The following is a 13,682-nucleotide window of genomic DNA, read 5'->3' on the forward strand; positions in this document are numbered from 1 at the left end:
CCGATCGGGCCGAACTCAGGAGATTATTTGTGACCCAGCAACCTGTCGCGACATCGGACAAGCTCGACGCCGCGGTCCTCAAGGTGGCCGGGGTCGTCGTTCTCGGTGCCATCATGTCGATCCTCGACGTGACGGTCGTCAGCGTCGCGCTGCCGACGTTCCAGAGCGAGTTCGGCGCGTCCTACGCCCGAGTCGCGTGGACGATGACCGGCTACACGCTCGCGCTGGCCACGGTGATCCCGCTCAGCGGGTGGGCAGCCGACCGTTTCGGCACCAAGCGCCTCTACATGGTGGCGTTGGCGCTGTTCACGATCGGGTCCGCGCTGTGCGCCACGGCCGACACGATCGGACAGTTGATCGGCTATCGCGTCCTCCAGGGACTGGGCGGCGGCATGCTCATGCCGCTGGGCATGACGATCATGACTCGGGCGGCGGGGCCGAACCGGATCGGCCGGCTGATGGCCGTCCTCGGCATCCCGATGCTGCTCGGGCCGATCGGCGGTCCGATCCTCGGTGGCTGGCTGATCGACACGGCGAGTTGGCACTGGATCTTCCTGATCAACCTGCCGATCGGTGCCGTCGCGCTCGTCTACGCCCTGCTGGCGCTGCCGAAGGACAACCCCGAGCCGTCGGAGTCGTTCGACTTCCTCGGCATGCTGATGCTCTCGCCGGGGCTCGCCCTGTTCCTCTACGGCGTCTCCTCGTTGCCCGAGGCCGGCACGTTCGCCGATGCTGAGGTGTGGGCGCCGATGCTGGTCGGCGGCATGCTGGTGGTGGGGTTCGTCCTGTACTCGTTCAAGCCTCGCCACCCCCTGCTCGACCTGCGGCTGTTCGCCAACCGCAGGCTGACCGTCGCGGCGGTGACCCTGTTCGTGTTCATCGTCGCGTTCATGGGTGCCGGGCTGCTGTTCCCGAGCTACTTCCTGCAGGTGCGCGGTGAGTCGACGCTGGCCGCCGGCCTGCTGATCGCGCCGCAGGGCATCGGTGCGATGATCACGATGCCGGTCGCCGGGATCCTGGCCGACCGGGTGCCCGTCGGCCGGACGGTGCCCTTCGCGCTGGCGCTCATCGTCCTCGGGTTCTTCGCCTTCACCCAGGTCGACCCGCACACCTCGTACTGGCTGCTCTGCGGGTCGCTGTTCGTCATGGGCCTGGGCATGGGAGGCACGATGATGCCGATCATGACCTCGGCGCTGAAGACCCTGCACGCCCAGGAGGTTGCCCGCGGCTCCACCCTGGTCAACATCCTTCAGCAGATCGGCGGCTCCGTCGGCGCCGCCGTGATGTCGGTGATCCTCACCAACGAACTGAACGGCTCCCGGCCGATCCCCGGCGTGACGGATCCGAGCGGCAAACCGATCACCGAGGCCTGGCTGGCCATCACCAGCCAGCAGCAGCCGGACCTGACCCAGCAGTTCCCGGTCGAGCCGTCGCTCATCGAGCGCGGGCTCGACTTCGCGGCCAGCTCCTTCGCCACCACGTTCTGGGTGGGGTTCGCGCTCGTGCTGGCCACGTTCATCCCGGTCGCGTTCCTGCCCCGCCGGCGCGAGCCGTCGCACCGGCTCGACGACCAGCAGGCGGAGCAGTTCACCACGCCCGTCGCCATCCACTGAGCCACCAGGTTGGGCCGTCAGGCACGTCCTGGCGGCCCAACTGCCCAGCGGCACGGCACCGCACTGGCCGGCGAGCAGCCCGGACAGCCGGCTCAGCCCGCCCCGGGCGGTTGTCGAGGTGGTCGCGGAGGCATCCGACCGGCCGGGACGTGGCTCAGGCGGGCTCGCCCAGCCGCGACAGGGCACGGGTGACCACGGTCAGGTCCTGGACACCGAGCCCCTGATCAACCACCCATTGCCACTCGGCGGCGAGGCCTTCGGCGGCCGGGAACCGGCCGGCCTCGACCTCGCGCAGCGCCAGGTTGACGTCCTTGAGCGCCAGGGCCAGGGAGTACTGGGTCGTGTAGTCGTCCCGGCCGATCCGCTCAAGTTTCTCCGCGGCCCAGGGCGACACCAGCGGGCTGCCGTGCAGGGCGCCGAGGACCGCCGCGCGGTCCAGGCCGAGGGCGTCACCGTACGCGACCGCCGCGGCGAGCCCTTCGGCCACGAAGGCGAGCAGCAGGTTGTTGACCAGCTTCAGCCGGGAGCCGGCCCCGGCCGGCCCGACCCAGACCGTACGCTGGCCCACCGCGTCGAAGACCGGCGCGACCCGGTCCCGGACCTGCTCCGGCCCGGACGCCAGGACGACGAGCCGGCCCTGCTCGGCCGGGCCCCGGCTGCCCGCCACCGGGGCGTCCACCAGGACCACGTCGGGACGCTCCCCGGCGACCAGCCGGGCGAGGCGTTCCGTCTCGGTCACGCCGATGGTGCTCATCTGGGCCCACACTGCGCCCTCGGCCATCGCGGCCAGCATCCCCTGGTCCGTGGCGATGGACCTGACCGCGTCCGCGTCGGTCACCATGGTGATCACCAGGTCGGCGCGACGTACCGCGTCGGCCGGGCTGCCGGCCACCTCCGCGCCCTGGTCACCGAGCCGGCGGGCGGCCTCCGGGCTGCGGTTCCAGACGACCGTCGGCAGACCCGCGCGGAGGATGTTCGCGGCCATCGGCGCGCCCATGCCGCCGAGCCCGAGTACCGCCACGCGCGCCTGCGTCATCCGTCCCTCCGGTTCACCTAGATCCTCGTGTTCAGAATCTCGAACCCAAGGATCTAGCGGAAGCGTAGCCAGCACCGACCGCCGGCGGACCGATCCGGCCGAAGCCGGCGCAGGGGCGGGTGCCGCGTGCCACCATCTGCGGTGCACGGCCTCCCCGGGCGACGACGTGAACGATCCCGCTGAAGCACCACGATGGTGTTGCTGGCGTCAGGCCGGTGACCGTATCGGTAGGCGAGGACGGTGCGGCCGGTCCGGAGGATGGCGATGACAGCGGAAGGCGGCGCCGGTGCGGCGGCCCCGGCCCAGCGGGACCCGGGGCGGCCGGCGTTCCTCGAGCTCTTCTTCGATCTGGTCTACGTCTTTGCGCTGATCTCCCTGGTCAAGACGCTCGCCGTCGATCTGACCTGGACCGGCGTCGGGGAGACCGTGGTCCTGCTGCTCGCGTTCACCCTGGTCTGGTCGCTGACCACGTGGGCCGCGGACACCCTCGACCTGGCTCGGCCCGCGGTCCAGGTGCAGCTCATCGGGGTGGCGGCCGCCAGCCTGCTGCTGGCAGCAGCGGCGCCGGACGCGTATGGCGAGCGGGGCCTGCTCTTCGCGGTCACCTATTTGGCCATCCACCTCGGGTCGAGCAGCTATTACCTCCTGCTCCGGCCGACTGCGGCTGAGCCCCGCCGCAGCGGCCGGATCATGTTCTGGTACACCATCGCCGCGGCCGGCTGGATCGGCGGCGGGCTGACCGCCGGCCCCACCCGCCTGGTGCTCTGGGTGGCGGCCGTCGGCGTCGAGTACGCCGCCGCCTCGCTCGGCTGGCCCGTGCCGCGGCTCGGTCGGTCCACCCCGCAGGAATGGCGGCTGGTCGGCGGGCGGGTGGCCGAGCGGTACCGGCAGTTCGTCATCGTCGCGCTCGGCGCGTCCATCTTCGTGACCGGGACGACCTTCAGCTTGAACGAGTACACGATGGACCGGGCCTGGGCCTTCCTGGTGGTGTTCATGATCGTGGTGCTGACCTGGCGCATCTACATCTACCGGGCCGGGGAGCTGCTGACCGAGGCCATTGCGCGGTCGACGAACCCGACGCTGCTCACGCAGTCTGCCGCGGTCACTCATCTGATCATGGTGGCCGGCGTCGGCGGAATGGCGGTCACCAGCCAGCTCGTCGTGATGCGTCCTTTCGGGGAGACGCCGGCCTCGTGGGCTGCGGTCATCCTGGGCGGACCGGCGTTGTTCCTGGTCGGTCGCGGCGTGCTGGACTACACGGTGTTCGGTCGGATCTCCCGGTCCCGGCTGGTCGGTCTGGTGCTGCTGGCCGGCGTGGCGCCGGCCTCGTCACTGCTGCCGCCGGTCCTGGTCGCGCTGCTGGCCATGAGCGTCCTGGCACTGATCGCCGCGGCGAACCTGGTGAGTACCCGCGTGCACGCCCGGATGCCGATGCCACCGGCGCTCGGGTGAGCCCTCACCCGGTCGGCACGGTGGCCCGGACCAGCCGCGAGCGCGCGGGCAGTGCCTCCCAGACCAGGGTGAGCAGCAGGATCAGATTCGCCACGACCAGGATGGCCAGCGGCGGAAGCGGCGCCAATGCGGGCGCGATGGCGCCCAGCGCCACCATCCCCACCGCCCGGGACCACAGCACCCGTCCCGTGAGCACACCGTCGAACAGGCAGCTCCCGAGCAGGAACAGGGCCGGCCCGCCGAGGATGACGGCGATCCAGGCGGCCGGCGCCGCACCGAACGGCCGGCCGGTGACCAGCGAGACGCTGGTCGAGACCACGAGCACCCCGGCCACCATCACCAGGTGGCTGTACGAGGTGGAGGTGCCGGAGCGGACCCGCTCCACCACCGTGACGACGGGCGGTGCCAGGAGCTGCCGCACCCGGTGGAAGTAGAGCTGGAAGAGCAGCACCGCGCTGGCGAACGCGACGGCGCTCGCGGCCACCCGGCCGGCCTGGAAGTCACTGCCGGCCAGCCCCGTGCCGGCGCTCAGGATCAGCTCGCCGAGCGAGATGATGAAGATCTCCCGGTGCCGCTCGGACAGGTGGGTGCCGGTGAAGATCTGGCTGGCGAGTTCGGTGCGGCCGAGTTTCGGCGTCGGCCAGCCGATCCGGGCCGATCCGAGGTCGACCGCCGCCGCGACCGACCAGAGCAGCAGCCGGCCCGTTCCGTGCACGAACGCCCCGGCCGCCCAGGGCACAGCGGTGACGCCGAGCCAGAAGAAGACCCGGATGCTCCTGGCCTGGATCGGGCGGTTCACCCGGGTACCGGGGATGAGGACGGCGTCGCGGACGAGGTGGATGCCGAGGTACGCCGCGACGAGGAGCCACCCGTAGTCGGCGAAGGCACGCGGCACCGCGATCGCCATCAGCAGGGTGCCGAACATGACCAGCAGCACGGTGGCCTGGATGATCGGTAGCCGCGGGTTGAACAGGTCGGTGAGCCACGCGGTCAGCACCCAGACCCACCAGGCGGCCGACAGCAGCACGGCGGTCTGGGCGGCGCCCCGGACGGTGAGGTCGTCGGCCAGTCCCGCCGAGAGCCGGGACAGCATGAAAATGTAGGCCAGGTCGAAGAAGAGCTCCAGGAACGTCGGATAGGCGGGCTCGCCGCGCCGGCGAAGGATCCGGGGGAGCGGGCTGGACGTCACCGCGTTCGCCTCCTCTGGCACGCCGCACCGGCAAGCGGAGGCGCTGGCAACCTGGCGCTCCCCGTCAACCTACAAAAACGGGGTCACCGGAGAGCCGAAACGGGGGAGCAGGGCGCGGCCCACGCCGGGGACGCGGTCATTCCTGATCTTGCCCAACCGGCGATCGGAGATCATCGGTTAGGCGTGGTCCGGGGACCAGTCGGTGTTCGCGCCGCAGATCACCACGCAGGGCAGCTGCCCGGGTACCCGGCCGGCGAGCCAGGCCGCGAACGGGACGGCCGCGGCGGGTTCGGCCGCCACCCGGAACTGTTCCCACAGCAGGTCGCGGGCGGCGAGCAGCTCGGCCTCGCCGACCAGCACCGACTGCACGGGGCGGCGCTGGAGGATCGCGAACGGCAACTCGCCGATCCGGGTGGCGCCGAGCGCGGAGGCTGCCACGGAGTTCACCGCGCTGTCGACCGGCCGGTTCGCCGCGAGCGCGTCGGCCAGGCACTGACACTGGTGCGGCTCGACTGCGACCGTGGTGCGCGGGCCGATCGCGAGCGTGGTGCCGGCGGCCAGGCCGCCACCGCCGACCGCGACGGCCACCGCGTCGACCTCGGGTGCGTCGGCGACGATCTCGGCGGCGACCGTACCCTGGCCGGCGATCACCGCGGGATCGTCGTAGGCGGGCAGGTACCGGTGACCGGGCTGGTCCGCTACCTCGGTTGCGGCGGTCGCCGCTTCGGCGTACGTCGCGCCGTGACGGACCAGCCGCGCGCCGGTCGCTTCGATGCGCCGCGCCTTGCCGGCCGGGACCGTGGTGGGGACGAACACCGTGGCCGACAGGCCGAGCAAGGCGGCGGCGGTGGCCACGCCCAGGCCGTGGTTGCCGCCGGACGCGGTGACCACGTGCTGCGCGCGGGGGCCGGTGAGCATCGCGTTCAGCGCACCACGCAGCTTGAACGAGCCGCTGCGCTGCAGGTGTTCAAGCTTGAGCACCAGCCGGCGGCCGTCGACCTCGGCCTGGAGCAGCGGTGTCCAGCGTACGTACGGACGAATCGCGCGCGCCGCTGCGGCCACGTCCGCGGCGTCGAGGGGCTGGGCAGATGCGGTCATGCTCTCATGGTCGGCAGCCCGGGCCTTAACCTCGATCCGTGGACTGGATCGGTGCACTACTGAGCGGAAGCGGCGTGGAGATGTGACGAGAGTGCCCTCTGAGCTGGGATGATCGGGTTTGTCTAGGACTCGAATCACACCAGCTCGGAAGGACACTCTCGGTGCAAGGATCTCATGCGTGGCGCGGCGACGGCGCGGTGTTCGATGATGACAATCTCGTGTCGCATGCGGGTCTGGTGCCGCTGCTGGAGTTGGCCGAGCAGGCCGGGCTGTCGCGACTGTTGGATGAGCATGTCCGGTTCGTCGATGAGCGGGTGAAGTCCGGCGCGGCCAACTCGACGCCGAAGCTGACCTCGATCATCGCGGGGATGGCTGCCGGGGCGGACAGCATCGACGACCTGGACGTAATCCGCTCCGGCGGGATGAAGGAGCTGTTCGGCGGGGTCTACGCCAACGCCACGTTGGGGATCTTCCTGCGGGAGTTCACCCATGGCCACACCCGGCAACTGTCGGCGGTGCTGCGCCGGCACCTGGTCGCTCTGGCCAAGCGCACCCCGGTGCTGGCCGGCATCGGCGACCGCGTCTTCATCGACATCGACTCGTTGCTGCGCCCGGTGTACGGGCACGCCAAGCAGGGCGCGTCGTTCGGGCACACGAAGGTCGCGGGCAAGAGCATCCTGCGCCGGGGCCTGTCGCCGCTCGCGGTGACCATCTCGACCGAGACCGCGGCGCCGGTGGTGGCCGGGGTGCGGTTACGGGCCGGACGCGCCGGCTCCGCCAAGGGCGCGGCCAGCATGGTCACCGAGGCGATCAATACCGCCACCGACGCTGGCGCGCAGGCCGGGAACATCCTGGTACGCGGCGACTCCGCGTACTGCAGCGGCAAGGTCATCGCTGCGGTAGTCAAAGCCGGAGCGAACTTCTCGTTCGCCATCGCCCGCAATCCCGCCGTTGACGCCGCGATCGCCACCATCCCCGACGAGGCGTACACGCCGGTGCACTACCCCGGCGCGGTCACCGATCCCGACACCGGTGAGCTGATCTCCGACGCCCAGGTGTCCGAAGTGGAGTTCACCGCGTTTGCCGGCACCCGCCACGAGATCACCGGCTGGCTCGTCGTGCGCCGGGTGCTCGACGCCAACACCCAGGACCCTCTGTTCCCGGTCTGGCGCTACCACCCGTTCTTCACCAACAACACCGAACCGGCCCCCGAGGCCGACATCACCCACCGCCGCCACGCCGTCTGCGAAACCGTCTGGTCCGACCTCATCGACGGCCCCTGGGCCCACCAGCCCTCAGGGTCGTTTCCCGCCAACGCCGCCTGGAACATCCTGGCCGCGATCACCCACAACCTGCTGCGCGCCGCTGGCACCCTCACCGCCACACGCCGCTACGCGGTGGCCCGCGGCGCCACCCTGCGCACCCACCTGATCAACGTCGCGGCCCGGCTCGCCCGCCCGCAACGCCGCCCCGTGCTGCACCTACCCACGCACTGGCCCCGCGCCGCCGCCTGGCTCACCTTCTGGAAAGCCGTCTTCACGACCTGACCAACGACCACCCGGCACGCACCACCCACCAGCACCGCACCCACACACCACCCGACGAGCGGGAACCCGAGCAGGCTGGACACCGGGCCAGCCGGTCAGACGCGCCCTCCACCAACCAAGATCATCACGGCAAAGTCAAAGGACCATCCTGATACTGATCCACGGATCGAGGCTTAAGCCTCGATCCGTGGACTGGATCGGTGCACTACTGAGCGGAAGCGGCGTGGAGATGTGACGAGAGTGCCCTCTGAGCTGGGATGATCGGGTTTGTCTAGGACTCGAATCACACCAGCTCGGAAGGACACTCTCGGTGCAAGGATCTCATGCGTGGCGCGGCGACGGCGCGGTGTTCGATGATGACAATCTCGTGTCGCATGCGGGTCTGGTGCCGCTGCTGGAGTTGGCCGAGCAGGCCGGGCTGTCGCGACTGTTGGATGAGCATGTCCGGTTCGTCGATGAGCGGGTGAAGTCCGGCGCGGCCAACTCGACGCCGAAGCTGACCTCGATCATCGCGGGGATGGCTGCCGGGGCGGACAGCATCGACGACCTGGACGTAATCCGCTCCGGCGGGATGAAGGAGCTGTTCGGCGGGGTCTACGCCAACGCCACGTTGGGGATCTTCCTGCGGGAGTTCACCCATGGCCACACCCGGCAACTGTCGGCGGTGCTGCGCCGGCACCTGGTCGCTCTGGCCAAGCGCACCCCGGTGCTGGCCGGCATCGGCGACCGCGTCTTCATCGACATCGACTCGTTGCTGCGCCCGGTGTACGGGCACGCCAAGCAGGGCGCGTCGTTCGGGCACACGAAGGTCGCGGGCAAGAGCATCCTGCGCCGGGGCCTGTCGCCGCTCGCGGTGACCATCTCGACCGAGACCGCGGCGCCGGTGGTGGCCGGGGTGCGGTTACGGGCCGGACGCGCCGGCTCCGCCAAGGGCGCGGCCAGCATGGTCACCGAGGCGATCAATACCGCCACCGACGCTGGCGCGCAGGCCGGGAACATCCTGGTACGCGGCGACTCCGCGTACTGCAGCGGCAAGGTCATCGCTGCGGTAGTCAAAGCCGGAGCGAACTTCTCGTTCGCCATCGCCCGCAATCCCGCCGTTGACGCCGCGATCGCCACCATCCCCGACGAGGCGTACACGCCGGTGCACTACCCCGGCGCGGTCACCGATCCCGACACCGGTGAGCTGATCTCCGACGCCCAGGTGTCCGAAGTGGAGTTCACCGCGTTTGCCGGCACCCGCCACGAGATCACCGGCTGGCTCGTCGTGCGCCGGGTGCTCGACGCCAACACCCAGGACCCTCTGTTCCCGGTCTGGCGCTACCACCCGTTCTTCACCAACAACACCGAACCGGCCCCCGAGGCCGACATCACCCACCGCCGCCACGCCGTCTGCGAAACCGTCTGGTCCGACCTCATCGACGGCCCCTGGGCCCACCAGCCCTCAGGGTCGTTTCCCGCCAACGCCGCCTGGAACATCCTGGCCGCGATCACCCACAACCTGCTGCGCGCCGCTGGCACCCTCACCGCCACACGCCGCTACGCGGTGGCCCGCGGCGCCACCCTGCGCACCCACCTGATCAACGTCGCGGCCCGGCTCGCCCGCCCGCAACGCCGCCCCGTGCTGCACCTACCCACGCACTGGCCCCGCGCCGCCGCCTGGCTCACCTTCTGGAAAGCCGTCTTCACGACCTGACCAACGACCACCCGGCACGCACCACCCACCAGCACCGCACCCACACACCACCCGACGAGCGGGAACCCGAGCAGGCTGGACACCGGGCCAGCCGGTCAGACGCGCCCTCCACCAACCAAGATCATCACGGCAAAGTCAAAGGACCATCCTGATACTGATCCACGGATCGAGGTTAAGTGCCAGCGACGGTTGGTGAGGTGCCGTTAGCATCACTTAATGACCCTGGACGTCGGCCGGCTGCGAGTGCTCGTCGAAGTCGCCCGCGCCGGATCCATCGCCGAGGCGGCCCGTCGGATGTCGTACACGCCCTCGGCAGTGTCCCAACAGCTGAGCAAGCTCGAGGCGGAGCTCAAGGCACGGTTGGTCGAGCGAAGTGGGTCCGGGGTACGGCTCACCGACGTCGGCGCGGTCCTCGTCCAGCACGGTGAGCGCGTGCTCGGTGAGCTGCGCGAGGCCGAGGCGGCCGCCGCCCTGGCCGCGGGGACCGAGCAGCGCCGGATCGCGATCGGCACCTTCGCCACCGCCGGCGCCACCCTGGTGCCCGCCGCCCTCGCCGAACTGGGCGGGCGTCACCCCGCAGTCCAGCTGTCCCTGCTGGACCTGGAACCACCCGACGGCTACGGGTTGGTGAGCTCCGGCGACCTCGACCTGCTGATCACACACCGGTATCCCGGCGTCGCCGCCGTACCCACGCAGGGACTCACCCGCCGGCCACTGCTCACCGACCCGCTGCGCCTCGTGCTCCCCTGGCGGCCACCACTCCCGCCGGGGTCGACCTCGCCGACCTCGACACCGAACACTGGATCTCCGGCGGACGCGGCATACCCAACCGCGTCTGCCTCGACATGCTCGCGACCCGGGCGGGCTTCACACCGCGGATCAGCTACGAAACGGCCGACTACGCCCTCACCCTCGCGCTCGTCCGGGTCGGGCTCGGCATCGCCCTGGTGCCGGCGATGGTGCTCGACGAGGACCCAGGGATCCAGACCCGGGACCTCGAGGGCAACGCCCCGGCACGCCAGATAAGCATCGTCCACCGCAAACGGCCGGCCGCGCTCGTCACCGAGCTGGTCAACCTGCTCCACCAGGCCGCCCAGCGACACGGCTGACGCGAAGGTCCGTTGGGCCGCTGTGCCCGTTCGAAACCACGCAGACGGGGTAACCGCCGACGGCTCCCCGACCGCGTGGGGACACGGAAGGAAGGGCGCAATGACCAGAATCGGCATCATCATCGGCAGCACCCGTCCCGGCCGTAACGGGGAGGCGGTGGCCCGCTGGGTGTACGACATCGCCACCAAGCGCGGCGACGCCAGGTACGAACTCGTCGACATCAAGGACTTCAATCTGCCGCACCTCGACGAGATGGCGCCCCCGTCGCTCGGGCAGTACACCCAGCCACACACCCTGCGGTGGGCCGAGAAGGTCGCCTCGTTCGACGGGTACGTCATCGTGACGCCGGAGTACAACCACTCCACGTCCGGTGCGCTGAAGAACGCGATCGACTTCCTCTACGCCGAGTGGAACAACAAGGCGGTCGGGTTCGTCAGCTACGGCAGCGTCGGCGGCACCCGGGCGGTGGAGCACCTGCGGCTGGTGGTGGCCGAGTTGCAGATGGCGGATGTCAGGGCGCAGGTGGCCCTCTCGCTCTTCACCGACTTCGAGAACTTCAGCGTCTTCAAGCCGGGCGCTCATCAGGAGGGTGCGGTGAACACGATGCTCGACCAGTTGGACGCCTGGAGCGGCGCGTTGGCAACCCTGCGGGCAGGCACGACGATGGCGACGCCGCAGTCCGGTGCGTAGCCGGTCCCCGTCGGATCGCCACCTGAGCCAGCTCGACGCCGCTCCTGGGTCAGAGCCCGACAGTCAACACCCAACACCTACTCTCATTCTTTCGCGATGTCGACGAGGGCGTCGATCAGCGCCCGTAGTGCGGGCTGCCCCAGTGAGACCTCCCGGACCGCGGCGTGGATCTTCCTGATCGGCTCCGGGCGCCGGACCCGCCGGACGGCGACGCCAGGATGGCGAGCGGCCAGGCCCAGTCCGGGGATGAGGCTGACTCCGAGGCCAGCTGCGACGAATCCCTGAGCCGTGGCGTGGTCCTCCGACTTCGCCACGAAGTCCGGGCTGAAGCCCGCCGCGGCGCAGCCATCGATTATCGGCTCCAGGCAGGGGCCAGGGGGTTCGCTGCCGACCCAGGGTTCGCCGGCGAGGTCGGCCAGGTCGACCACCCGTTGCGTGCTGAGCGGGTGGCCGGCGGGCAGCACGGCCCGGTACGCGTCGTCGAGCAGGGGCACCATGCGGATGCCCTGATGGCTCTCCTCGGCCGGCCGGCGGACCACGATGGCCAGGTCGGCGTTGCCCTGCGCCACGTCCAGCAGCGGATCACCTGGATCAGTCAGCTTGGGGTCGATCGTCACACCCGGATGCTCGCGCCGGAGCCGGGCGAGGGCGGGTGCCAGCAGGGTCGGGCCGACCGAGGCGAAATAGCGGATCGTCAGCCGGCCCGTGCGCCCGGCGCGCAGGTCGGCCAGCGCGGTCTCGGCCTCGGCGACATGCTGGCTGATGATGGCCGCGTGCCCAGTGAGCAGTCGGCCCGCCGCCGTGGGCTGGACGCCCCGGCCGACCCGTTCGAGTAGTGCGATCCCAGCCTCCTTCTCCAACGCCGCCACCTGCTGGCTGACGGCGGAGGGGGTGTAGCCGAGGTGCGCCGCCGCCGCGGTCACCGACCCACTGGTGACCACCGCCCGCAGTACCTGGAGGCGTCTCACATCAATCATGTAGCGGAACTTAACGCATGTGCAGAACCTTTTGCTTGTCCTTCAGGGTCGACTGCGGCACCGTTCACGGGGGGCTGATCAAGGAGATCAAGGTGAACGGTGTCATGGGCAGGACCTGGGCGTGTCTGCGGATAGGTGTGCTCGCCCTGCTGTGGGGATCGACCTTCCTCTGGATCGAGCTGGCCCTGGACGCGCTGACACCGGTCCAGGTCACCCTCAGCCGGTGCGTCCTCGGCTCCGCCACGCTGTTGGTCGCATGCCTCGCCTCCGGTCGACGGCTGCCTCGGAATCGGTCGACCTGGGGTCACATCGTCGTGGCCGCCTTCTTCTGTAACGCCCTGCCGTTCGCCATGTTCAGCATCGGCCAGCAGACCATCGACTCCGGGGTGGCCGGTGTCCTGAACGCGACGACGCCGCTATGGGCCCTGCTGATCGGCGTCGTCAGCGGCTCCGAGGGTGTACTCCGGCCGGTCCGGCTGGGCGGACTCCTGTTCGGGTTCGCCGGGGTCGTGTTGATCTTCGCTCCGTGGCAGACGACCGGGCCGGTCGGCTGGGGTGCCCTCGCCATCGTCGCCGCGGCGGCGAGCTATGCCGTCGGCTTCGCGCTCATGGGCCGCACCCTGGTTGGCAGGGGTATCCCCACCGTCTCGCTGTCCGCGGCGCAGCTCATCGCGGCGACCGGCCTGACCGCGCTGACCCTGCCGGCCGGCGGTCTGACAGCGATCGAGATCAGCCCCAAGATCCTGATCGCTGTCGTGATCCTGGGCGTCGTCGCCACCGGGATCACCTTCCACCTCACCTACCGGGTCATCGCCGCGGAGGGCGCCACCAACGCCGCGACGGTCGGCTATCTGCTGCCGGTGGTCTCGGTGGCGCTGGGGGTCATCGTGCTCGACGAGGGTTTCAACCTCCGGACAGCCGCCGGGATGGTGGTGGTGCTCGCCGGGGTCAGCTTGACCCGCCGGCACAGGCGGCCCCCGTCGGCACCGGCGCCGGCGGAAAAGCGCCACCGGTCCGGGCGGCGAGCGGGGTCCACAGTGGCCGCCCGGTGACCGCGTATCCCAATGGGGGCGGTCGTGCGACGACGATGACCGGGTACGACATTCGCGGCCGGCCTCGTTTCGAGAGGCGCTGTCCGGACATGTGCAATGATCTCCGGATTCGCCGCTGGACGATCATCAACTTTCCATACCTTCGGTCTGTAGGGCCCCCGCACGTGGCGCGGTAGGTTGCCTTATCGAAGGGCGTACATGCGAATGCGGCAATCGTCTGCC

The 13,682-nt window shown here is 70.3% G+C and carries 10 protein-coding genes and 1 pseudogene; 7 read left to right on the forward strand and 4 right to left on the reverse strand.

The genetic code is table 11. The features are described from left to right. Positions 1-29 precede the first annotated feature (29 nt). Positions 30-1,613 carry a DHA2 family efflux MFS transporter permease subunit gene (locus OG799_RS08660; protein ID WP_406046244.1) on the forward strand — a complete coding sequence of 528 codons (1,584 nt, stop codon included), beginning with the start codon at positions 30-32 and terminating at the stop codon, positions 1,611-1,613. 154 nt (positions 1,614-1,767) lie between these two features. On the opposite strand, the gene OG799_RS08665 is transcribed toward OG799_RS08660, so the two are convergent. Continuing rightward, positions 1,768-2,796 carry an NAD(P)-dependent oxidoreductase gene (locus OG799_RS08665; protein WP_406044527.1) on the reverse strand — a complete coding sequence of 343 codons (1,029 nt, stop codon included), beginning with the start codon at positions 2,794-2,796 and terminating at the stop codon, positions 1,768-1,770. A gap of 117 nt (positions 2,797-2,913) precedes the next feature. On the opposite strand from OG799_RS08665, the gene OG799_RS08670 reads away from it, so the two are divergent. Beyond that, on the forward strand, positions 2,914-4,101 hold the full coding sequence (locus OG799_RS08670; protein WP_406044528.1) for a low temperature requirement protein A: 1,188 nt from the start codon (positions 2,914-2,916) through the stop codon (positions 4,099-4,101). Between the two features lie 4 nt (positions 4,102-4,105). Here OG799_RS08670 and OG799_RS08675 read toward each other — a convergent pair whose 3' ends face one another. Both OG799_RS08675 and OG799_RS08680 read right to left on the reverse strand, forming a co-directional pair. Continuing rightward, complete coding sequence (locus tag OG799_RS08675; RefSeq protein WP_406044529.1) at positions 4,106-5,290, reverse strand: low temperature requirement protein A; 1,185 nt, start codon at positions 5,288-5,290, stop codon at positions 4,106-4,108. A gap of 177 nt (positions 5,291-5,467) precedes the next feature. Then, the gene (locus OG799_RS08680) at positions 5,468-6,388 is read right to left on the reverse strand and encodes a serine/threonine dehydratase (RefSeq protein WP_406044530.1); all 921 of its coding nucleotides are present in this window, start codon (positions 6,386-6,388) and stop codon (positions 5,468-5,470) included. A gap of 161 nt (positions 6,389-6,549) precedes the next feature. Here OG799_RS08680 and OG799_RS08685 point away from each other — a divergent pair, with 161 nt between their 5' ends. From OG799_RS08685 to OG799_RS08700, 4 genes and pseudogenes are all read left to right on the forward strand, one after another. Continuing rightward, complete coding sequence (locus tag OG799_RS08685; RefSeq protein WP_406044060.1) at positions 6,550-7,935, forward strand: IS1380 family transposase; 1,386 nt, start codon at positions 6,550-6,552, stop codon at positions 7,933-7,935. A gap of 310 nt (positions 7,936-8,245) precedes the next feature. Further along, positions 8,246-9,631 carry an IS1380 family transposase gene (locus tag OG799_RS08690; RefSeq protein WP_406044060.1) on the forward strand — a complete coding sequence of 462 codons (1,386 nt, stop codon included), beginning with the start codon at positions 8,246-8,248 and terminating at the stop codon, positions 9,629-9,631. A 294-nt stretch (positions 9,632-9,925) separates the two neighbouring features. Then, positions 9,926-10,740: pseudogene (locus OG799_RS08695) on the forward strand (LysR family transcriptional regulator). A 100-nt stretch (positions 10,741-10,840) separates the two neighbouring features. Beyond that, a complete protein-coding gene (locus tag OG799_RS08700; protein ID WP_406044531.1) occupies positions 10,841-11,431 on the forward strand; it encodes an NADPH-dependent FMN reductase in 591 nt (196 codons plus the stop codon). An 83-nt stretch (positions 11,432-11,514) separates the two neighbouring features. On the opposite strand, the gene OG799_RS08705 is transcribed toward OG799_RS08700, so the two are convergent. Further along, positions 11,515-12,408, reverse strand: coding sequence for a LysR family transcriptional regulator (locus tag OG799_RS08705; protein ID WP_406044532.1), 894 nt, complete (start codon positions 12,406-12,408; stop codon positions 11,515-11,517). A gap of 92 nt (positions 12,409-12,500) precedes the next feature. Here OG799_RS08705 and OG799_RS08710 point away from each other — a divergent pair, with 92 nt between their 5' ends. Further along, positions 12,501-13,460: a DMT family transporter gene (locus tag OG799_RS08710; RefSeq protein WP_406044533.1), complete on the forward strand. Its 960-nt coding sequence runs from the start codon at positions 12,501-12,503 to the stop codon at positions 13,458-13,460. Positions 13,461-13,682 lie beyond the last annotated feature (222 nt).

Source organism: Micromonospora sp. NBC_00898 (assembly GCF_045207895.1).
Taxonomy (GTDB): domain Bacteria; phylum Actinomycetota; class Actinomycetes; order Mycobacteriales; family Micromonosporaceae; genus Micromonospora.

Coding starts and splice junctions, on each gene's coding strand:
- OG799_RS08670 (WP_406044528.1), top strand. CDS start 2,914: ATGACAGCGGAAGGCGGCGCCGGTGCGGCGGCCCCGGCCCAGCGGGAC.
- OG799_RS08680 (WP_406044530.1), bottom strand. CDS start 6,388: ATGACCGCATCTGCCCAGCCCCTCGACGCCGCGGACGTGGCCGCAGCG.
- OG799_RS08700 (WP_406044531.1), top strand. CDS start 10,841: ATGACCAGAATCGGCATCATCATCGGCAGCACCCGTCCCGGCCGTAAC.
- OG799_RS08705 (WP_406044532.1), bottom strand. CDS start 12,408: ATGATTGATGTGAGACGCCTCCAGGTACTGCGGGCGGTGGTCACCAGT.